Here is a 21,016-nt window from a genome sequence, read left to right as displayed (position 1 = left end):
GACCAGCTCGCCGACCATCGCCGACGTCATGCGGCGCCGCCTCCTCTGACCAGCTCGCCGACCATCGCCGACGTCATGCGGCGCCGCCTCCTCCGGGGAGCGCCGCGCGGCTGCTCGGAGCTACAAGCGGCGCCCGCGTGGTGCTTGGGGTGTAAGAAGGCGCAGCCACGCTCGTCGGCGGAGGGGGAGATAAAATGAGCCACGAGCATCACCACGAGCACGGCCACCCTCATCAGCATGGCCACCCTGCGTCCACGGCCTCGGAGCGGACGAAGGATCCGGTCTGCGGGATGACCGTCTCGCCCGAGACGGCCGCGGGGCAGCACGAGCACGGCGGCCGAACGTACTTCTTCTGCAGCGAGCGCTGCCTCACCAGATTCCGGGCCGAGCCCGGGAAGTACGTGCCCGTCCAGACGACGACCGAGGGAGAGCCCACGCTGGACCCCGTCTGCGGGATGCAGGTCGACCCGAAGACCGCTGGCGAGAGCCACGAGCACCGCGGTCACCGGTACTTCTTCTGCTGCGACGGCTGCCTGGAGATGTTCAAGGCCGACCCGGACAAGTACCTGGCCAGGGCGGCCGCGGCTGCCAAACCGGCGCACCACGCAGCGCCATCGAAACCTGCCGGCAGCCAGGGAATCCACACGTGCCCGATGCACCCCGAGGTCCGGCAGGCCGGACCGGGAACGTGCCCTTCCTGCGGGATGGCGCTGGAGCCGCTCGAGCCGACCCAGGCGGCGGCGCGCGTCGAGTACGTCTGCCCGATGCACCCCGAGGTCGTCCGCGCGGAGCCGGGCTCCTGCCCGATCTGCGGGATGGCCCTCGAGCCGCGCACGGTGACGCTCGACGACGCGCCCAACCCGGAGCTCGTGGACATGTCACGGCGCTTCTGGATGAGCGTCCCGCTGAGCCTCGTCGTCCTCGTGCTGGGGATGTCCGAGATGATCCCGGGCCAGCCGGTGCAGTATCTCCTCGGCCACTGGCTCGTCTGGATCGAGCTCGCCCTGGCAACGCCCGTGGTGCTCTGGTGCGGCGCTCCGTTCTTCGAGCGCGGCTGGGCCTCGATCAAGAGCCGGCACCTCAACATGTTCACCCTGATCGCCATCGGCACGGGGGCCGCCTATGCGTACAGCGTCGTGGCCACGCTGGCGCCGGGGGTCTTCCCCCACGCGCTCCGCCATGGCGGCGCGGTCCCGGTCTACTTCGAGGCGGCGAGCGTCATCGTCTCGCTCGTGCTGCTCGGGCAGGTCCTCGAGCTCCGTGCCCGCAGCCGGACGAGCAGCGCGCTCAAGGCGCTCCTCGGCCTCGCCCCGAAGACCGCCAGGCGCCTCGGCGCGGATGGTCGCGAAGAGGACATCCCTCTCGAGCTCGTCCACCCAGGCGACCGGCTCCGCGTGCGACCGGGGGAGAAGGTGCCTGTCGACGGCGAGGTGCTCGAGGGCAGCAGCGCGGTCGACGAGTCGATGGTCACCGGAGAGCCTATCCCCGTCGAGAAGACGCCTGGCGCCCGCGTCGTCGGCGGCACCGTCAACGGCACAGGCGGCTTCGTGATGCGGGCCGATCGGGTCGGGCGGGATACCCTGCTCGCCCGGATCGTCCAGATGGTGGGAGAGGCCCAGCGCAGCCGCGCCCCCATTCAGCGCCTCGCCGACGCCGTCGCGGAGTACTTCGTGCCCGCCGTGATCGCGATCGCGGTGCTCACCGTCATGGTCTGGCTGCTCGTCGGACCGGAGCCGCGGTTCTCGCACGCGCTCGTCAACGCGGTGGCGGTGCTCATCATCGCGTGCCCGTGCGCGCTCGGCCTCGCCACGCCGATCTCGATCATGGTCGGGACGGGGCGCGGCGCGACGGCCGGCATCCTGATCAAGAACGCGGAGGCGCTCGAGACGTTCGAGAAGGTCGACACCCTCGTCGTCGACAAGACCGGTACCCTCACCGAGGGCAAGCCGAAGCTCGCCTCCGTCGCGACGCTGGGAGACCTCCCGCCGAACGAGATCCTCCGGCTCGCGGCAAGCCTGGAGCGCGGCAGCGAGCACCCGCTCGCGAGCGCCATCGTCGCCGGGGCCCTCGAGCAGAAGCTCGAGCTCCTGCCGGTGGAAGGGTTCCGGTCGATCACGGGCAAGGGCGTGGTGGGCACCGTGGCCGGGCGCTCGGTCGCGCTCGGCAACCTCAAGCTCCTCGAGGAGCTCGGTGTATCGCCGGATGATCTCCCGCGCCGCGCCGAGGAGCGCCGGCAAGAAGGCCAGACGGCGATGCTCGTGGCCGTGGACGGCAAGGCCGCCGGCATCGTCGCCGTGGCCGACCCCGTCCGCGCTTCGACTGCCGAGGCCGTCCGTCTCCTCCGCCAGGAGGGCATCCACCTGATCATGCTCACCGGCGATAGCCGCACCACGGCGGAGGCGGTCGCCAGGAAGCTCGGCATCGATCACGTCGAGGCCGAGGTGCTGCCCGACCAGAAGGCCGCGGTCGTGAAGCGCCTCCAGGCCGAGGGCCGCATCGTGGCGATGACGGGCGACGGCATCAACGACGCGCCCGCGCTCGCGCAGGCGCACGTCGGCGTCGCCATGGGCACCGGGACCGACGTCGCCATCGAGAGCGCCGGGATCACGCTTGTGCGCGGCGATCTCCGCGGCCTCCTGAGCGCCCGGCGGCTCAGCCGGGCGACGATGCGCAACATCCGGCAAAACCTCTTCTTCGCGTTCGTCTACAACGCGCTCGGCGTGCCGGTCGCTGCGGGCGTCCTCTATCCCGTCTTCGGGCTGCTCCTCAGCCCCATGATCGCCAGCGCAGCGATGAGCCTGAGCTCGGTGTCCGTCATCGGCAATGCTCTCCGGCTGCGCCGCGTCGAGCTCTGATCGGAGCGCCGAATTCACCGGGCCTCTCGGCGCCCTGTAATACCCGCCGACCGGCGACGTCTCCACGTACGAGATGCCCGCCGCGAGTGCCCCTCCAGGAGAGGCGGCGACTGCACGGTGGGAGGGTACGCCTGCAATAAAGAACCACGACATTGACTGTCCCCAGGGATGCTCGCCCTGAGCTCGCAATCCCCATGGGTACACCTACACGATCGAACTGACGAAGGAGTGATGACCATGTGCAGCGGTGCATGCAATTGCAATCACGGAACGGAAATGAACACCCAGCGCGGCGGCGGGCGAGTTCAGGCGATCATCGACGCCGTCGAGGGGCAAGCTGGGGCGCAGCCCGATGCCCCTCCGGTCGAGGCGGAGTCGCCCGCGGACTGGCACCTGAGGGGCGAGTGGTTTGACATCTGCAGCTGCTCGTTGCCCTGCCCATGCACGTTTGCGCAGACCCCCACTCATGGGGATTGCCTCTTCACGCTGGTCTGGCAGATCCACGAGGGCCACCACGCCGGCATCGACCTCTCGGGGCTCGGGGTCGTCAGCATCGGGGAGTTCAAGGGGAACATGTGGGTCGGCGACCCGAACGCCACGATGAAGCTGATGTTCTACATCGACGAGAAAGCCGACTCCGACCAGCGGCGTGCGCTGGAGCGCATCTTCATCGGCAAGGAAGGCGGCTGGCCCGGGAAGTTCGGCTCCCTGATCAGCGAGGTGCGCAGCATCGAGTACGCGCCCATCCTGTTCGAATCCGCCGCCGACCTGGCGCACTGGAGGGCCGAGATCCCGGGGCGGGTCAAGGTGGGGGCGCGAGCGCTCACCGGACCGACCGCGGACCCGAACCGCCGGGTGCAGCTGTTCAACGCCCCCGGCGCCGAAGTCGGCCCCGGTCAGGTGGCCACCTGGGGCGTGGTCGAGGACGACCTCGCCATCGGCTTCGACTTCTCCCACCCCTACAAGGGCGGCTCCAGCAAGCACTTTCCGTTCGACTGGCGTCCGGAGTGACGCCTGTGAACGTCGCGTGGAGCGGCGCTCCACTGGACGCGGCGCCGTCGTCGTGGGTGGCCTGCCACGCGGGGAGGCGGCTGCCGCATGACGCCGGGGGAACAGAGCGCGCTCCCCTGGCTGGCTCGGGGGGCTCGGTGGCGCGAACAGGTCAGCGTCGGAACGGCAGGGCCAGCACCTGCCAGAACTGCTGCGACGGCGGATAGCCCGCGGAGCTGTCGACGCCCAGGCGGCGCGGGGCCGCGTCCGGCCGGTACACGAACGTCCCGAAGACCAGATCCCACAGCGGAAGTACGGTCCCGAAGTTCCGGGCCTCGTCGACGTCGGCGCTGTGATGATAGCGGTGCAGCTCGGTGCCGATGAACACGTAATTCAGGAATCCGGCGCGGATGTCGACGTTGAAGTGCGAACTCATCGTCTGCAGATCGATGAGCAACATCGCCGCGAAGACGGCCTGCGGCGACAGCCCCAAGAACAGCAGGGTCGACTGGATCAGCACCGCCGAGATGAGCGCGTTGAGGGGGTGAAACACGCCGTGCATCACCACGTACACGCGATCCGGAAGGTGATGGGCCAGGTGGACCTTCCACAAGAAGCGCCCCAGGGCTCCGTTGCCTTCGTGGCTGAGGCGATGGAACCAGTACTGCAGCAGCTCGAAGACCACGAGGAAGATCCCCACGCTGGGGAGCACGGAGGCACTGGCGAGCGGGCCTTGATGCCGCTCGCTGAGCCACAGGGCCAGGGTGCCGAAGCCGGTCCGCACCATCGCGATGGTGACGCCCGAGGCCAGCAGGTACTTGAGGTCACGCCAGAAGCTCTGGCGGGTCATGCCCCAGTCCGGCGACAGCGGCGCCAGGCGCTCGACGGTGATGAGCAAGACGATCAGGCCGAAGAGGTAGCCCCACAGGGCGCGCCTCAGGTCCCAGCCCTGCGTCACGGCGGCGTAGATGATGTACAAGGTCACCGCCAGCAGCAGCGGGTACAGCAGGCGGCTCGTCATCCAGATCAGCGTTCCTCGCATGCGATGGATGCTGAGGTCGGGCGCCTCTTCCACCTAGCGACACGGACCGCGGATTGAGCGTTAATGAACAAGAGCTCGAAAAAGTCCGGAAACGAGACCAGGGACGGGGGCGGCGACAGGACGCGGGCCGCCGGCAAGCTCGCGGATCGGCGCGTGCAGAAGACCCGGAAGCTGCTCTCGGACGCCCTGGTCTCGCTGATCCTGGAGAAGGGCTATGACGAGGTGTCCATCCAGGACATCATCGATCGAGCCAACGTCGGGCGGTCCACGTTCTACTCGCACTACGAGAACAAGGAGCAGCTGCTGCTGTTCGGACACGAGCACCTGCGGGCGCTGTCCCTGCGGGATGCGGGACGTCCGCTCGACTTCCTGCCGTTTTACCGCCACCTCGCCGAGATGCACGAGCTGGTGCGCAAGCTCCTGTCCGCGGAGAAGAGCGAGCGGGTGCTGACGCGCTCCCTGGAGGACATCCTTCAGGGCAGCATCTGCCGCCTGTACGCACCGCGGCTGGCGCCGGAGGAGGGGGCCCTGTTCATGCTCCGCTGCGAGGCGGCGGCGGCGGCGCTGGTGCGGCTGATGACGAGCTGGGTCCGCAAGGGAATGCCGTGCTCACCGGAGCGGATGGCGGAGGAGAGCACGGCGCTGCTGCAGCGGGTCCTCGCGGACGAGCGGGCCGCGGCGAGCGGACGGACGCGGAACGAGTGAGGCGCAACCGCGCCGAGGAGCACGTCCAGGCACTACGGGAGGGGAGTGGATCGCGCAGATGGCTGTCGTGACGCGGTGCTCGCCTGGCACGTCGCCGTGCCGGTGAGCGGACGGATCGAAGAACGGAGCGGGCATCGCCGCCGGGGCCGCGGGCGACAGAAAAAAATGTGTACGCGTGTCACGCATGGCCCGCTGGTGCCTAGAACAAGCGGCGGCGTCCCGCTGCACCTCGCCGCTGTGACCAAACGGGTTACATTCAGGGGACACCAGAGACCAACAAGGAGACTCAGCCATGGCTTACGCTCGACTCATCGGCCTCGCCGCCGTCAGCCTCGCCCTCGCCGCCTGTGGAGGCTCGGAGACGGGAACCCCTCCCGCCGAAGGTACGGGAGGGGGCGGTGGCGCGGGGCCAGCGAGCGGCACGGGGGGGCACGGCGGCACTGGCGAGGGCGGCGGGAGCGGCGGCGGGCCTGCGGCGACGGCGCCCGACGCGCCGGTCCTGTCGTTCGTGATGCCGATGCTGGGCGTGCTTCACGTCGAGTGGGTGCCACAGCCGGAGTGCGATCAGATCGAGGCCGAGCGCAAGGACCCGACGCACGACTACGCCGTCGCCTTCACCGTCGCAGGGTCGAAGAAGGCCTACATGGACTCCGAGGCGACGGAGGACATGGAGTACACGTACCGTCTGCGCTGTAAGGTGGGCGAGGTCTACTCCGGGTACTCGAACGAGATGTCCGGCAACCCCACCGACGAGGAGAGCGAGCCTTGATACGGCTCTCGCGTGCTCTTCTGGGTGTCGCCTCGCTGTCGCTGCTCGCGGCCGGGTGCGCCGCCGAGCAGGCGGAGGAGCCGCCCGTGCCCGACGCCTGGGGCGAGCCCGCCGCCGTGCCTGACAGCAACCCCGATCCCAGGATCGTCGAGGTCGATCTCGAGGCCAAGGAGGCAGAGAAGACCTACCTGGAGGGCACGACCACCACGGTCTGGTCCTACAACGGCACGGTGCCCGGGCCCCTGATCGAGGCCAACGTGGGCGACACGCTGATCGTCCACTTCAAGAACAGCCTGCCGGAAGAGACGACGATCCACTGGCACGGTGTCCGGGTGCCCAACGAGATGGACGGCGTGATGGCCGTGCAGGAGCCGATCGCGCCCGGCGGGACGTTCACGTACCAGTTCACGCTGCGGGACGAGGGGTTCTACTGGTTCCATCCGCATGTGATGGAGCCGGAGCAGATCCAGAAGGGTCTCTTCGGCCTGATCCGCGTCCGCGGACCGAACGAGCCGGAGGCCGACGTCGAGAAGATCGCCGTGCTCGGGGACGTGTTCCTGAACAAGGACGGGACCTTCAACGAAGAGCTCGACGACGACACGATCATGATGGGCCGCGAGGGCAACGTCGTGCTCGTCAACGGCGAGGTGACGCCGGCGCTCGACGTGCAGCCGGGCGGGCTCACGCGTCTGCGGATCGTCAACGTGGCGAACGGGCGCTTCTTCAACCTGGCGCTCCCGGGCCACACGTTCCGCGTCATCGGCACCGACGGCGGGCTGATCCCGAAGCCGTACGACACCGAGAGGCTCCTGGTCTCTCCCGGCGAGCGCTACGACGTCCTGGTGATCGCCGAGGGCGAGCCGGGAACGGAGCTCACCCTGATGAACGAGCCCTACGAGCGCGGGCACCACACCGGACTGGCCCAGCCGATGCCGCTCGCCAGGGTGCGGATCGGCGAGGGGCCCCGGCTGCCCGGGCGCACGCTCCCCGAGGCGGGCCCTGCCATCGAGCGGCTACCGGGCGCGCCGGCGGAGGCGACGATCACGTTCGACGAGGGGTATGTCGACGGCAAGCTGACGTTCACGGTCGACGGGAAGGCGTTTCCGGACGTGCCGCCGCTCGACGTCGAGAACGGCTCGGTCCACGTCTACGACCTGAAGAACGACGCGGAGATGGACCACCCGTTCCACCTGCACGGCTTCTTCTTCCAGGTCCTGGCCAGGGACGACGTGCCGGTGGCCGACGAGGAGCTCGCCAACAAGGACACGGTGATCCTGCCGCAGCGGTCCACGGTGCGCATCGTGACGCGCTTCGATGAGCCGGGCATGTGGATGTATCACTGCCACATCCTCGAGCACACCGAGCGCGGCATGATGGGTGAGATCCACGTCGGGCACTGAGGAGCCGATCACCCTCGCCGAGCGGCGCCCTCCGGACAAGGTGCATGTGACCCGGGCGGCCACAGCGTTGACTTGACGAGCATCCACGCCACACCTGAGGCCACCTTGAACCCGTGACGACGCGCTCCACGAGCGGCTGAGCGCTCGCGGAGACCCTGGCGCCAAGGCAGGGCGAGCGGCACCGCTTTCGCATCAGCGGTGGGGTCCCCAACCACGGAGGATCCCATGGCTCAGAGTCCCCACGAACGACCTGCTCAGTCCGATGCGACGCGCGCCGCTGCCCGTGAGCGCCGCGCCGCTCCTCCCTTGCGCCGAGGCGCGCCGAAGCGACGGAGGCGGAGCGCGACGCCAGGCCGTCTGCTCGCCGTCTTCCTCCTCGCTGGAAGCTCTGTCCTCGTGAACGCGTGCAGCAAGTCCTCGTCGGGCGATCACGGCGAGCACCAGGCGGCAGGCGGCGGAGAGACGGCCGCGGCGCCGTTCGATCGGCAGTTCATCGACATGATGACGCCTCACCACGAGGGCGCCGTGATGATGGCCGAGACCGCCCAGGAGCGGGCCGAGCACCCCGAGCTGAAGGCGATGGCGGACGAGATCATCTCGGCCCAGAACCAGGAAATCAGCCAGCTCAAGAGCTGGCGCGAGCAGTGGTACGGGAGCGCAGAGACGCCACCCGCGGACGAGATGCCCATGCTGCCGGGTATGGAGCACGACGCGATGATGGACATGGTCGAGGCGAACGAGGAGCTGAAGACGGCGGAGCCGTTCGACAGGGCGTTCATCGACGCCATGATTCCGCACCACGAGATGGCGATCGACGCGGCCGAGGTGGCGCAGCAGAAGGCCGAGCATGCGGAGATCAGGACGCTCGCCGACGGCATCATCGAGGCGCAGCAGCGCGAGATCGATCAGATGAAGGCGTGGCGAGCGGCGTGGTATCCGGAGGAGTGACGGCCGCGCCCGCGTCCCGCGGGGCCGGCGGCGCCGGCAAGCGCGCTGGGTGGCGCCGGGCCGAGGCGAGCGTCGAGCAGGAGCAGCCGGTACGGCCACATCCTGCAGGGCGAAGTGACCGGGGCGGTCACACCCTCCCGCGGAGCCGACGGCGACCCCGGGCGAGGCGCGGGGGCGGCGCGCGTCTCCGCTCCACCCCCGCGGCGCCGTGGCCGTCTCAGGGCACGCTGTGGTGTGCCGCCCCGCCCGGCCGCATCTGCGCGACCTGCTGGCACGCGGCGGCGCAGCGGCGGCATTCGTCGGCGCAGGCCTTCATCTGCGCGTCGCCCGCGAACCTGTCACAGCTCCGGGCGCAGAGCTCGCAGATGCTCGCGCACGCGGCGGTGACCTGGTTGTGCTGCGCCGAGCTGCGCAGCAACATCGTCCCGGTCGTCTCGCAGATCTCGGCGCAATCCTGCAGAAGCTGCATGTGGGAAGGCTCCACGTGAGAGCCCCCCATCTGGAGGCAGTACTGGACCGACTGGACGCAGATCGACTGGCAGCTCTGGGCCTCGGTGGCCGTGTCCTGGAAAGCCTTGAGCGGCATCGTCCCCTTGTGCGCCATGTGTCCCTCCTTTATTTAAATGATGCTTCTCGATTGATGTTAAGCGCATGTCCTGCGCGACCGCCTGCCGTGCTGCCGGCTGGCGAGTCGACAGACTTGCCGAGTTCACCAGGTTCGTCATGTCGGAGCGCGCCGTAACCGCAGCTCGGACGAAGGACGAACGAGCTCCGATGGCGCGAATGCGTTCGCGCGATACCGCCCGCCCGTGCGTCTATGGTGCTCGCTGAGCGACCCGAGCGAAATAGAATGGCTGCTGGCCATGAATCAGGGACGAACGCTGAGACGGTTGTGACCTGCACGGTCATCCTCGGACCGCCTGACGGAACCCGCGGAGCCGGAGCGAGCCGAGGCGCAGCGTCCGTTGCCGGGCCGCCGGGCGAGAGCGCGAGCAGGAAGAAAGCCCAGGGTCGGGGTACCATGCCGCCATGAGCGACACGCCCCGCCGGAACCTGCTCGGCTGGATCACCGCGACGAAGGCTCCCGCCGCGGCGATCTTGATCCGCCTCATCGTGGGCACCGTCTTCCTGTCCGAGGGGATCCAGAAGTTCCTCTTCCCGGCGGAGATCGGCGCCGGCCGCTTCGCCAAGATCGGGCTCCCCTCGCCGGAGGTCCTCGCCCCCTTCGTCGGCGTGGTCGAGATCTCCTGCGGAGCCCTCGTCCTCCTCGGCCTCGCGACGCGCCTCGCGGCCGCGCCCCTCATCGGCGTCATGCTGGTCGCGATCGCGACGACGAAGGTCCCGATCCTCGTGAGCCGCGGGTTCTGGGCCATGGCGCACGAGGCGCGCACGGACTGGTCGATGCTGCTCGGGGCGCTGTTCCTGCTGCTCGTCGGGGCCGGCCCGCTGTCCCTCGACGCGCGGCTCGCCCGGCGGGGGGCCTCGCAGCGCCCCCGCTAGGGCCGGCCCCGCGCGGAGCGGCCCTGTCGCGGTCAGCTCACCTTCCTCGAGGGCGCGCGCCTCACTCCCCGCCCGCGGCCGCGCCGGCTTCCGGCCGGCCGAGCATCGCGTCGAGCTCGGCCTCGCCCCGGTCCTCCACCCCCCTGCCCTTGCGGCGCCGGAGCCACTCGGCCGCGTCGTCGAAGAGCGAGTAGGCCACCGGCACCGCGAGCAGCGTGAGGGCGAGGGACAGCGACTGCCCGCCGAGCACGATCGCCCCCGTCGTCCGGTTCTGGCCCGAGCCGACGCCGTGCGAGAGCACGAGCGGGATCATGCCGGCGACGAAGGCGATCGTCGTCATGAGGATCGGGCGGAGCCGGTCCTTGTTCGCCTGCAAGATCGCCTGGAGCCGCGGCATCCCCTCCGCCCGCAGGTGGTTCGTGTGATCGATCTGGAGGATCGCGTTCTTCTTCACCACGCCGAAGAGCACGAGCAGGCCGAGCCCCGAGAAGAGGTTCAGCGACTGGCCGAAGAGCTTGAGCGAGATCAGCGCGAACGGGACCGTGAGCGGCAGCGACAGCAGGATCGTGATCGGGTGCAGCCACGACTCGAACTGCGCCGCGAGGATCAGGTACATGAACACGAACGCGAGGCCGATGACGACGACGAAGCTCGTCGCCGTGCTCGCCGTGTTCTTGGAGCTCCCCACCGCCTGCGTGGAGTAGCCCGCCGGCATCCGCTGCTCGGCGATGATCCGGTCGAGCGCTGCCTGCACCGCCGTGTCGCCGACACCAGGAGCGGCGTTCGCGCTGATCGTGATCTGCCGGCGCCGGCCGAGGCGGCCGATCGAGGAGGGCCCGCTGTCGGGCTCCATCGTGACCACGCTGTGGAGCGGGACGGCGCCGTACTTGGACGAGGGCACCGTCAGGAACGAGAGGCTCTCCGCGTCGGCGCGGTACCTCGCCTCCGCGCGCATGCGCACGTCGTACTGCTCGCCGCCCTCCGAGTACGTCGAGACCTTGAGCCCGCCGACGAAGAGCTGGAGCGCGCCGGCCACGTCGGCCACCTGGACGCCGAGATCCGCGGCGCGGTCGCGATCGATGATCGCGCGCAGCTCGGGCTTGCCGACGACGAGGCTGTTGTCGACGTCGACGGCGCCGGGGACCTTCCGCAGCTCCTCGGTGATGCGCGTCGCGTACTCGGCCAGGCGGTCGAGATCCGGCCCCTGGAGCGCCACCTGGGTCCGCGCCGACGACTGGCCGCCGGACGAGATCGCCTGCACCTCGCCCGCCGTGACGCGCAGCTCGGGCGGCAGCTTCGCGAGGATCTCCGCGCGCGCCTTCTGCATGATCTGGAGCTGCCCGAGCTCGCGCTGCTCCGGGTCGACGAGCATCACGTAGATCTTGGCGACGTTCGCGGCCTGCTGCTCCCCCTCGCCGACGGTCATCAGCGTGCTGGTCACGCCCGGCAGCCGGCGCACATCATCGGCGATCCGCTCGGCGATGAGGCGGGTCGCGGTGAGGCTCGTCCCCTCCGGCGCGCGCATGTTGATCTCGAACTGCGCCTGGTCGTCCTCCGGGAGGAAGCCGGCCGGCAGCGTTCTGGCGACCGGGAGGCACGAGCCGAGCGCGGCCGCGGAGACGACCACGACCACCCAGCGGCGCTTCATCACCCACGCGAGCGCGGCCATGTAGGCGCGCTCGATCGGCCGGTAGAAGACGTCGACGGCGCGCTCGAGGACCGACGGCTTCGCGCCCTCGCCCTGGCGCTTGTGCCCCGAGAGCCACCGCGCGGCGAGCGAGGGCGTGAGGGAGAAGCTGACGATCAGCGAGACCCCGATCGCGAACGCCATCGTGAGGCCGAAGCTCTTCAGGAAGCGCCCCACGATGCCGGGCATGAACGCGACCGGGATGAACACCGCCATCAGCGAGAGCGTGGTCGCGAGCACCGCGAGGCCGATCTCCCTGGTCGCCAGGACGGCGGCGGGGAACGGCTTCATGCCCTTGTCGTCGATGTAGCGGACGATGTTCTCGAGCACGACGATGGCGTCGTCGATCACGATGCCGACGGCGAGCGCGAGCGCGAGGAGCGTGAGGAAGTTGAGCGTGAAGCCGGCGAGCCACATCACCGCGAACGTCCCGACCACCGAGATCGGGATCGCGAGCGCCGCGATGAGCGTGCTCCGGGCGTTGCCGAGGAAGAGGAGCACCACCACCGCGGCGAGGAGGGCGCCGAGGACGAGGTGCTCCTTCACGGCGGCGATGCCCGTGCGGATCACCCGCGAGCCGTCGCGCACGACCTCGATCTTCGTCCCCTCGGGGAGCGAGCGCTGCACCTCGGCGAGGCGCGACTTCACCGTGTCGACGACGGTGACGGTGTTCTGGCCCGATTGTTTGACCACCGACAGGAGGACGGTGCGCCTGCGGTCGAGCTGGGCCCACGTCTTCTCCTCCGCGCGGTCGTCCTCGACGCGGGCGACGTCCGAGAGGCGCACGGCGTGCCCGTCCTTCTCCCGGAGCACGACGCGGCCGAGGGCCTCGGGCGAGTCGACGCGCCCCATCACGCGCAGGGTGAGGTCCTCGGGGCCGGTCTCGACGCTGCCGCCCGGCGTCATCAGGTTCTGCGCCGCGATCGCGCGCTGCACCTCGGCCGCGGTGATCCCCTGCGCCCGCAGGGCGATCGGGTCGAGCCAGACGTTGAGCTGCCGGCTCTGCGCGCCGATCAGGGTGACCTGGCCGACGCCCGAGATGCCCTCGATCTGCCGGCGCACCTGCTTGTCGGCGATCTCGCTGAGCTCGCGGATCGACCGGTTCGACTCGACGGACACGAGCAGGACCGGGGCCGCGCCGAGGTCGATCCGGCTCACGATCGGCGGGTCGATGCCCTTCGGCAGGCTGGGCAGGACGGCGTTGATCTTGTCGCGCACCTCCTGGGCCGCGACGTCGGCGTCCTTCTCCAGCGTGAAGCCGACGACGACCTGGCTCACGCCCTGGGTCGACGTCGAGCGGAGCTCCTCGATGCCGCTGATGGTGTTCACCGCGCCCTCGATCCGGTCGGAGATCTCGGCCTCGACCTCCTCGGGCGCGGCGCCGTCGAGGCGCGTGGTGACGACGACGTAAGGGACGTCGATGTCGGGGAACTGGTCGAGGCCGAGCCGGGTGTACCCGGCGGCGCCGACGACGACGATGATCAGCATGAGGACGGACGCGAAGACCGGCCTCTTGACGCAGACGCGAGCGAGCCACTGCATGACGACCTCACTCCACGGCTTGGCCGTTCTGGAGCTGCTCGGACGGTTGGATCACGATGGTCTCGCCGGCGCGGACGCCGCGGAGGACGGCCACGGCGTCGCCCTTCTCCACGCCTGTCTGCACGACGCGCTCCTCGATCCGGCGATCGACGACGGCGAAGAGGTGCGCGCGCCCGGCCCGCGGGACGATGGCCGACCTCGGCACGACCGGGCTGGGTGCCTCCCCGGTCGCGAGCGCGATGGACGCGAACATGCCCGGCCGCAGCGCGCCGTCGGGGTCCTGCACCTCGGCCTCGGCGACGAGGTCGCGGGTCGTCTCGCGGACCGCCGCGCCGATCCAGCGCACGGCGCCCGCGAACGAGCGCTCCGGGTACGCCGGCACGGTGAAGGTCAGCGCGCCGCCCGGCTTGACGGCCGCGAGGCTCGCCTCCGGCACGGTGAACTCGAGGCGCAGCGCGCCCTTCGAGACGAGCGCGACGACCCTGGAGTCGTGGCGGACGTACTCGCCCACGTCGACGAAGCGCTCGGCGACCACCCCGTCGAAGGGCGCGCGGATCTGGCCGTCGCCGACGCTCTGCGAGGCGGCGCGCGCGCGGGCGGCGGCGGCCGCGACCGAGAGCGGGGCGCTCCGGCACTGGTCGGCGATGCGGTCGTGCTCGGCCCGGGAGATCGCGCCGCTCTCGAGCAGCGCCCGGTAGCGGTCGCACTCGCGCCGCGCCGTCTCCTCCTGCGCGCGGGTCAGCGCCGCGTTCGCCTGCGCCTCCGCGGCGGTGAGCGCCGCGGCGCGCACGTCGAGGCGCGCGAGCAGGTCGCCCTTCTTCACCTCCGCGCCGCGCTCGACGAAGGTCTCGACCACGCGGCCGATCGCGTTGGCGGCCAGGTCGGTCTCCCGGTCCCCGCGCAGCGTGCCGGTGAGCGCGAGGCTGCGCGGCATCGGCGCCTCGCGCACCTGCGCGGTCTCGACGCGCACCCGCGGCGCGGCCGCCTCGGTCGCGTCGGAGGCGCTGGCCTTGGTCGCGCACCCCGCCGTGGGGGCGGCGAGCGCGAGGAGGAGGAGGCTTCTGGCGCGGCTTACCGTCGTGAAGTAGCTCAAGGGTCCCTCGGGGCGGTGTGGGTCGCGGGGCGGCCTGGTCCGGGAGGAGCACGACGTTGCGCGCCGCGGCGCACGCGGCGGCGCGCCGCGCCGTCAGATCGTTCGATCGCTCGTTCAACTGCGCGTCTGCGCGTCTGCGCAGACGCTCAGACGCACGTTCCAGCGTCGCCCAGGGTTGGGCCTCGCCTTCACGGCGCGCCGGCACGTCGGCCATCGCAACCGATAGTTGCAATCGGATATAACACGGCGCGCGGCGACCGCAACAGGTAGTTGCGGTGATCGCAACAAAGAGGTGCGATGGTGAGCGCGTCGAGAAATTGCGCTGGCGTGCGGCGCGCGGCGGAACTTCAATGACGGCCGATGCAGGCGACGACGGCGAAGCGGACGGCGAGGCGAGGCTCCGCGAAGAAGCGCGCGCTCGTGCGCGGCGAGCCGGTCGTGCGCGGCATCCTCGCCGCGACGCTGGAGGAGCTCGCGAGCGCCGGCTACCGCGCGCTCCGGATCGAGGACGTGGCGACGCGCGCAGGGGTCAACAAGACCACCGTCTACCGGCGCTGGCCGACGAAGGAGGAGCTGGTGCGCGCCGCGCTCCTGTCGGTCACGGACGAGAAGATCATCCCCCCGAACACGGGCTCTCTCCGCGGGGATCTCATCGCGTTCGGGCGCGCGATCATCGAGATCCAGACGTCAGCGGTGGGGCAGAGCCTCCTTCACGTGTGCCTCGCGGAGGGCCCCGACTCGGAGCTGATGGCCATCGCCCGCTCGCTGCGCGCCGTCCAGGAGGCCGGGGTGCGGGCGATCGTCGAGGGCGCCGTCGCGCGCGGCGAGCTCCCGCCGAGCGCGGATCCGCTGCTCCCGTGCGAGCTCCTCGCCGCCTACCTCCAGCACAAGATGATCGCGGACCGCGCGAGCTTGGAGGAGGCCCAGCTCGCTCGCGTCGTCGATGTGATCCTGCTCGGGGTGCTGCACGCGGACCGGCAGAAGCAGGGCTGAGGCGCGGGGGCGCGGGGGGCGCGAGCTCGCTGCTCACACGGTGAGGCGCTTCCAGCGGCCGCGCGCGTAGGCGAGGCCGAGGAGCGCGCTGCGGCAGATCCAGTCGGCGGTGCTGCCCATCCAGACGCCGACGAGCCCGTGGCCGAGGGTCACCGCGAACAGCCAGGTCCCGCCGAGGCGCATGAGCAGCGAGGAGACGAGCGTCACGGCGAGCACGGTCCGGGTGTCGCCGGCGCCCCGGAGCCCCATCCCCATGACGGTCGCGAACGCCATGAACGGCTGCGCCACGGCGGCCACCGGGAGAGCGCGCGCCCCGAGGGCGAGGAGCTCGGGGTCGCTCGAGAAGGCGAGCAGGAGCGGGCGCGGCGCGAGCGCGAAGAGGACGCCGAAGGCGGAGAGGGCGACGATCGCCATGAGGGCCGCGAGGAGCGCGACGCGCGCGGCGTCGTCGGGCCTGCGCGCGCCGAGGCGCTGCGCCATGAGCGAGCCGGCGGCGATGCCGAACCCCTCGGCGGAGAGGAAGCAGACCGACTCGATGGCGATGAGCGCCTGGTTCGCGGCCATCGCCGTGGCCCCGAGCAGCCCGATGATGGCGACGAACCCCATGTAGCCGGCGTGGTAGGCGGAGCGCTCGGCGAACGCCGGCGCCGCGACCCGCAGGACGCGCGCGAGCGCGGCGGCGTCGGCCTGCCGGGGGGTGCGCTGGTCGGGGGCCGCGGAGGCGGCGGAGGGCGGCGGCGCGGCCGCGGAGCGCGACGGTGCGACCGCGGAGCGCGACGGTGCGGCCGCGGAGCGCGACGGCGCGGCGGCGGAGCGCGACGGCGCGGCCCGGAGGGGCAGCGGGCCCGAGCGTGACAGCAGCGCCGCCGTCAGCAGCAGCGCCTCGGTCGCCATGGTGCACGCCACGCCGACGGCCGCGCCGCGCACGCCGAGCGCGGGCAGCCCGAGGTGGCCGAAGATCAGCACGGCGCTCACCGCCACGTTGACGAGGTTGCCGAGGGTGGCCACGGCGAGCGGCGTCTTCGTGTCCCCTACCCCTTGCAGCGCCGCCGCCGCGACCGCCTCGACGAACGCGAGCGGCAGGGCCGGCAGCACGATCCCGAGGTACGCGGTCGCCTGGTCGAGGACCGCCGCGCCGGCCTGCGGGAAGAGCGCGCGGAGCAGCGGGCCGCAGGCGGCGAGCACCGGCAGCGCGATCGCCGCCCCGAGCAGGAGCGCGAAGGCGAGCGACACGCGCACGGCCGCGGCGGCGCCGGCGCGGTCGCCCGCGCCCACGCTGCGCGCGACGACGGCGAGCGTGCCGGCGGAGGTGGCGCTGAAGATCGAGACGATCGTCCAGGTGAGCGTCCCGCAGATCTGCATCGAGGCGAGCGCCGTCGTGGAGTAGCGCCCGACCATGCCGCGGCCGACGAGGAAGACGAGCGTCAGCAGCAGCATGTGCGCGATCGCGGGCCAGGCGAGCCGCCACACCTGCAGGGCGAGCGCCGCGGCCTCGCGCGGCGCGGGGGGTGCGGGGTGGGTCATCCGGAGGGGCGATGCTGCCATGCGGCCGGCGCCGGGCCAGGCGGGCGGGGTGGGGATGAAGGCCCGGCGCCCGACGCGCAGCGAGGCTCAGGCCGCGCGGCCGGTGCGTGAGGCGGGCGCGGCGCTGCCCCCGGGGCGGCGCCGCGGGATCAGCGCGCGCCCGTCACGGCCTCACGGCGGGATCGCACGCGGAGCGCGAGGACCGCCGCGCAGCGCGGCGACGGCGGCACAGCCGGCCCAGCGCGACGGCAGCGCCGAGCAGGACGGAGACAGGCGCCGTGTCGCGCTCGCCGGAGCCGCCAACGACGCTGCAGGAGCACGACGGGGCCTGCGGCGCGTCGATGGGCGGGACGCACTCGCCGGCGAGGTTGCACACGTTGCCGTCGACGCAGTCGCTCACCGACGCACACGGCCTCGCGCAGGCCTTCCCGCCCGGCGGGCAGGCGTACGGGGCGCAGCCCTCGTCACCGTCGCCGACGACCAGGAGCGTCCTGTCGCCGTCGCAGCTCGGCCCTGCCTCCTTGAGGTCGGCGCAAACGCCGTCGAGGCACACGAAGTCCTCGATGCAGTCGGCGCTGGAGTCGCAGGAGGTCTCGCAGGAGCTCTCGTCCTTGCACCGGAACCCGCCGTTCTCGCCGCCGCAGCGCTCGATCTCGGGCTCCTGCTCCTGGCCGTCTCCATCGCAGAAGAAGCGCGTGAGCGTCGCGGGGCCGACATCGCAGTTCCCGTCCGGGCAGGTGCACGTGGAGGTCCTCGCGATCGCTCCCTCCACAGGGAACATGCACAGGGCGTCGGTGGCGCCGCCGCAGTAGCCGGCGCACGCGCCCTCGCCGGGGCAAGCCTCGCGGCGGAAGGAACCACCGGTGTTGGGGTGCGGAGCCTCGCGCTGCTCGTCCGTGCCGACGGGCGTGCACCGGCCGACGTTGTTCACCACGTCGCAGGCCTGACACGGGCCATCGCACCGGTAATCGCAGCAGAAGCCGTCGACGCAGTTGCCCGAGACGCACTGGCGATCGCGGGTGCACTCGGCGCCGTTGGCGAGCCGATCGAGGCACAGGCCCGACCCGGGCGCCGGGCCGCCCGCGCCGCTGCCGCCAGCTCCGCCGGAACCGGCGCCGGCTCCAGTCGAGTCGCCGCCAGCTCCGGCCAGATCGCCGCCAGTCCCGGCCGCGCCGCCGCCACCGGCCGCGCCGCCGCCACCGGCCGCGCCGCCGCCACCGGCCGCGCCGCCGCCGCCGCCCACGTCGCCGGTTCCCGTGGACACGCCGCCGGCGCCAGCCGTGCCACCGCCGGCGCCACCACCCCCCGCGCCGGCCGTCGCGCCGCCGGCGCCGTCGGACCGGGAGCAGGCGTCCGGATCGCCCACGCCGACCTCGCACCAGCCGCTCTCGTCGCAATCGCAGTCGTCCAGGCACTCGAAGACGCACCTGTCGTCATCGCCGCAGCGCCCCGGCTTGCAGTCCCTCGTGGACTCGTGAGCCACCGCGCGTCCCAGGCCGTCGCAGCGGTTGTGCACCTCGATCTGCTGGACGCAGACGATCGGGAGCTCCGTGTCCAGCCTGGCGGGACCGCAGGTGCCGTCGCTTCCCGTCCCCTTGCCCGCCGCCGTACACGAGAAGCACTCCTGGTCGCACGCTTCATTGCAGCAGACGCGCTCCCGGTCGGAGCAGTGCCCCGAGGCGCATTCCTGGCCGCTCGCGCAGGGATCCCCGTCCGGCTTCACGAGGAGCTGGGCGCTCGGCAGCACCTGTGCGCTCGACGCGCCGATGCCTCCGGCGACGAGCACCGCCCGCCCCGCGTCGATGTCGTGGCCTGCGTTGACCAGGACCGCCGTGTGCTCCCGCCGGGCGTCCTGGGCAGGGGAGCCGCCCGCGAGGGCGAGGCGGCTGAAGAGCCTGGCCGCCGGATCGTAGGTCTCGGCGGTGGAGAGCGTGGTCGTGCCGTCGTAGCCGCCAGCGACGAGGATGTTGCCGCTGGGCAGGAGGCTCGCCGTGTGATGGGCGCGCACGTCCTGCATGGTGATCGGCGTGCGCTGGACCTCGAAGCCTCGCCTTGTCGGGTCCGTCACGCCGTCGTGGTAGATGTCGATGGTGCCGACGTAGGCGCCCGCCGTCACCCGCGTGGTGCCGCCGATGAGGACCACCTCGCCCGAGTCCTGCGATGTGGCCTCGTGGTCGATCAGCGTCACCGCGCGGTCGATGAGCGTCGCCGTGTGGAAGCCGCGGAGGGAGCTCATCTGCGCCGACATGGACCTCCCGGGGGGCGACACCGGGGATATCGCCTGGAAGGCGCGCGTGCCCTCGTCGAAGATCTCGGCCGAGGCGAGCGCGGCGCCCGAGAGGACGAAGCCGCCGGCGATCAGCACGTTCCCTGACTTCAGGCGGACGGCCGTCTGGGCGTGGCGCGACGTCGCCATGCTGCCGACGGCGACGAGCGCGCTCGTGACGGGCGCGCCGCCGCCCGGTCCGAAGGAGCTGAAGGTGTAGAGGGAGGCGGTGCTCGTGGGCTGGTTGAGCGGATCCGCGAGGCCGCCCGCCAGCAGGACCTCGCCCGCGTCGAGGAGGGTGGCCGTATGGTTGAACCGGGCCAGCGATGACTCCGAGTCCCTCACGAACTGGCCTGTGGCCGGGTTGTAGACCTCGATGGCCGCGATCGGCGTACCGCTGCTGGCGCGGTTGCTGCTGCCGCCCACGACGACGACGGCCGGCGGCGGGGACGCCGGAGCCGGGGACGGCGGCGGGAGCTTCGTGAGCGCCGTGGCGCTGTGGGCGCCGCGCGCCACGTCCATGGCGTCGGTGCTCGCGAAGGTGCGGTCGAGGGGGAAGTACAGCTCGGCCGTCGCCAGCGCCGCGCCGGAGGCGTTGAAGCCGCCGGCGATGAGCACGGGGCTCGCCGGGCTGGTCGGGTCGATCACGGTGGCGGTGTGCCGCGTGCGCGGCTCGACCATCTGGTTCTTCGTCGAGATCCATTGCGGGTCGACGAGCGCTGGATACGCGACGCCGGCGAGCGGCCACGCGACGACGACGGTGCACGCCGGCGCGCCGGGCGGCGTGACCGGACGGCCCCACGGGGCGCGGGGGCTCGCGTCGAACGCGCAGCCCTCGACCGAGAGCGAGGCCGGGGCGCGCGCGCCCGTCGCGTCGACGAGGTAGGGGGGCGCGACGCGCAGCCGGGGTGAGCCGGCGGCGTCGAGGAACTCGAGCGTTCGCTCCACAAGGCGGAGGCCTGAAACGGCCGTGACGTCGACGCGGTAACGGAGCTCCTTGTGCTCGGGCTCCTCGTCGAAAACGACGAAATCCTCGGTGCCATTCGGGAGGACGTGGTGCAGGACGTCGCGGGCGCGACCGCCCTCGGCCCGGAGCGCGCCCGTGTAGAGGACCAGGTCGCCATCGACGGCGGCGGGCACGTCGGCGGCGTCGGCGAGGGAGAAGGTGATCGAGACGCGAGAGGCGCTGTCAGCGAGGCGCACGGGGCCGGCGGCGCGCGGGGGGAGCTCGATGGACGCCGCGGCGTCCGGCGCGGCGGCGCGCAGCGCGCCGGACGCGGTCGGCGCGAGGGCCGCGGCGGCGCGGGGGCCGAAGGCGCCGGCGAAGCGCGCGCGGATCGCGGCGATGCGGGCGCGCGCGGCGGGCAGCGCCGCCTGAGGCGACGCGGCGCCGGGCGGGGGAGAGCGGCGCGGGGCGCTCTCGTCGGAACAGCCGAGCGCCTGGGGGAGGACGGCGCACGCCGAGAGCAGCACAGCCGTTCGCAGCCTGGAGCCGAGTCGCAGCACGCGGTGGTCTTGCAAGGGGGGCGTTCCGTGGTCGGCGCGGCGCGCGCGACGTGAGGGGGGTCGACTCGAGCCATCCTAACAGAAGGCGGCCGGCGGCCGAACAGGGGGCGGCGCAGAGGAAAAACGTCCCAGGACGAGGGGGAACCCGGATACGCTCACGGGGGGCGCTGTCGTGTACGGCGCGATCTGTCTGGAG

General features: G+C 71.8%; 14 protein-coding genes. 8 read left to right on the top strand and 6 right to left on the bottom strand.

Features of this window, described 5'->3' with window-relative positions; translation table 11 throughout:
- Window positions 1–194 precede the first annotated feature (194 nt).
- On the top strand, window positions 195–2,855 hold the full coding sequence (locus tag WME85_RS48925) for a heavy metal translocating P-type ATPase (RefSeq protein ID WP_437832020.1): 2,661 nt from the start codon (window positions 195–197) through the stop codon (window positions 2,853–2,855).
- Between the two features lie 276 nt (window positions 2,856–3,131).
- Window positions 3,132–3,866 carry a DUF1326 domain-containing protein gene (locus tag WME85_RS48920; protein WP_437832017.1) on the top strand — a complete coding sequence of 245 codons (735 nt, stop codon included), beginning with the start codon at window positions 3,132–3,134 and terminating at the stop codon, window positions 3,864–3,866.
- 151 nt (window positions 3,867–4,017) lie between these two features.
- On the opposite strand, the gene WME85_RS48915 is transcribed toward WME85_RS48920, so the two are convergent.
- Window positions 4,018–4,887 carry a sterol desaturase family protein gene (locus WME85_RS48915; RefSeq protein WP_437832014.1) on the bottom strand — a complete coding sequence of 290 codons (870 nt, stop codon included), beginning with the start codon at window positions 4,885–4,887 and terminating at the stop codon, window positions 4,018–4,020.
- A 63-nt stretch (window positions 4,888–4,950) separates the two neighbouring features.
- On the opposite strand from WME85_RS48915, the gene WME85_RS48910 reads away from it, so the two are divergent.
- The 4 genes from WME85_RS48910 (at window position 4,951) to WME85_RS48895 (ending at window position 8,709) form a co-directional block, all read left to right on the top strand.
- Window positions 4,951–5,592, top strand: a complete 642-nt coding sequence (locus WME85_RS48910) for a TetR/AcrR family transcriptional regulator (RefSeq protein ID WP_437832012.1) — start codon at window positions 4,951–4,953, stop codon at window positions 5,590–5,592.
- 292 nt (window positions 5,593–5,884) lie between these two features.
- Window positions 5,885–6,361 (top strand): hypothetical protein, encoded by a 477-nt coding sequence (locus tag WME85_RS48905; protein ID WP_437832010.1) that lies wholly within the window; start codon window positions 5,885–5,887, stop codon window positions 6,359–6,361.
- Complete coding sequence (locus WME85_RS48900; protein ID WP_437832007.1) at window positions 6,358–7,761, top strand: multicopper oxidase family protein; 1,404 nt, start codon at window positions 6,358–6,360, stop codon at window positions 7,759–7,761. The genes WME85_RS48905 and WME85_RS48900 overlap by 4 nt, the downstream gene beginning before the upstream one ends.
- Before the next feature lie 396 nt (window positions 7,762–8,157).
- Complete coding sequence (locus WME85_RS48895) at window positions 8,158–8,709, top strand: DUF305 domain-containing protein (RefSeq protein ID WP_437832004.1); 552 nt, start codon at window positions 8,158–8,160, stop codon at window positions 8,707–8,709.
- A 217-nt stretch (window positions 8,710–8,926) separates the two neighbouring features.
- Here WME85_RS48895 and WME85_RS48890 read toward each other — a convergent pair whose 3' ends face one another.
- Window positions 8,927–9,313: a four-helix bundle copper-binding protein gene (locus WME85_RS48890; protein ID WP_437832002.1), complete on the bottom strand. Its 387-nt coding sequence runs from the start codon at window positions 9,311–9,313 to the stop codon at window positions 8,927–8,929.
- 425 nt (window positions 9,314–9,738) lie between these two features.
- On the opposite strand from WME85_RS48890, the gene WME85_RS48885 reads away from it, so the two are divergent.
- Entirely contained in the window at window positions 9,739–10,209 is a 471-nt protein-coding gene (locus tag WME85_RS48885; RefSeq protein WP_437831999.1) for a DoxX family protein, read from the top strand.
- Window positions 10,210–10,270: 61 nt separating this feature from the next.
- Here WME85_RS48885 and WME85_RS48880 read toward each other — a convergent pair whose 3' ends face one another.
- Both WME85_RS48880 and WME85_RS48875 read right to left on the bottom strand, forming a co-directional pair.
- Window positions 10,271–13,438, bottom strand: a complete 3,168-nt coding sequence (locus WME85_RS48880; protein WP_437831997.1) for an efflux RND transporter permease subunit — start codon at window positions 13,436–13,438, stop codon at window positions 10,271–10,273.
- A gap of 7 nt (window positions 13,439–13,445) precedes the next feature.
- Entirely contained in the window at window positions 13,446–14,531 is a 1,086-nt protein-coding gene (locus WME85_RS48875) for an efflux RND transporter periplasmic adaptor subunit (protein ID WP_437831994.1), read from the bottom strand.
- Window positions 14,532–14,891: 360 nt separating this feature from the next.
- Between WME85_RS48875 and WME85_RS48870 the strand changes: the two genes are divergently transcribed.
- On the top strand, window positions 14,892–15,524 hold the full coding sequence (locus WME85_RS48870) for a TetR/AcrR family transcriptional regulator (RefSeq protein ID WP_437831991.1): 633 nt from the start codon (window positions 14,892–14,894) through the stop codon (window positions 15,522–15,524).
- 33 nt (window positions 15,525–15,557) lie between these two features.
- Here the strand turns inward: WME85_RS48870 and WME85_RS48865 are convergent, their stop codons facing one another.
- Both WME85_RS48865 and WME85_RS48860 read right to left on the bottom strand, forming a co-directional pair.
- A complete protein-coding gene (locus tag WME85_RS48865; protein WP_437831988.1) occupies window positions 15,558–17,048 on the bottom strand; it encodes an MATE family efflux transporter in 1,491 nt (496 codons plus the stop codon).
- A gap of 163 nt (window positions 17,049–17,211) precedes the next feature.
- Window positions 17,212–20,835: a kelch repeat-containing protein gene (locus tag WME85_RS48860; RefSeq protein ID WP_437831986.1), complete on the bottom strand. Its 3,624-nt coding sequence runs from the start codon at window positions 20,833–20,835 to the stop codon at window positions 17,212–17,214.
- Between the last annotated feature and the right edge of the window lie 181 nt (window positions 20,836–21,016).

The organism is Sorangium sp. So ce1153, from assembly GCF_051521595.1.
In the GTDB taxonomy this organism is placed as follows: domain Bacteria; phylum Myxococcota_A; class Polyangia; order Polyangiales; family Polyangiaceae; genus Sorangium.
The sequence above is the reverse complement of the archived record's forward strand: the minus strand, read 5'-3'. Positions and strand labels throughout refer to the sequence as shown.

What these genes read in the sequence shown, in the direction of transcription:
- WME85_RS48870 (WP_437831991.1), top strand. Translation starts at nt 14,892, where the DNA reads ATGCAGGCGACGACGGCGAAGCGGACGGCGAGGCGAGGCTCCGCGAAG.
- WME85_RS48865 (WP_437831988.1), bottom strand. Translation starts at nt 17,048, where the DNA reads ATGACCCACCCCGCACCCCCCGCGCCGCGCGAGGCCGCGGCGCTCGCC.
- WME85_RS48925 (WP_437832020.1), top strand. Translation starts at nt 195, where the DNA reads ATGAGCCACGAGCATCACCACGAGCACGGCCACCCTCATCAGCATGGC.
- WME85_RS48920 (WP_437832017.1), top strand. Translation starts at nt 3,132, where the DNA reads ATGAACACCCAGCGCGGCGGCGGGCGAGTTCAGGCGATCATCGACGCC.
- WME85_RS48885 (WP_437831999.1), top strand. Translation starts at nt 9,739, where the DNA reads ATGAGCGACACGCCCCGCCGGAACCTGCTCGGCTGGATCACCGCGACG.
- WME85_RS48905 (WP_437832010.1), top strand. Translation starts at nt 5,885, where the DNA reads ATGGCTTACGCTCGACTCATCGGCCTCGCCGCCGTCAGCCTCGCCCTC.
- WME85_RS48890 (WP_437832002.1), bottom strand. Translation starts at nt 9,313, where the DNA reads ATGGCGCACAAGGGGACGATGCCGCTCAAGGCTTTCCAGGACACGGCC.
- WME85_RS48910 (WP_437832012.1), top strand. Translation starts at nt 4,951, where the DNA reads ATGAACAAGAGCTCGAAAAAGTCCGGAAACGAGACCAGGGACGGGGGC.
- WME85_RS48915 (WP_437832014.1), bottom strand. Translation starts at nt 4,887, where the DNA reads ATGCGAGGAACGCTGATCTGGATGACGAGCCGCCTGCTGTACCCGCTG.
- WME85_RS48880 (WP_437831997.1), bottom strand. Translation starts at nt 13,438, where the DNA reads ATGCAGTGGCTCGCTCGCGTCTGCGTCAAGAGGCCGGTCTTCGCGTCC.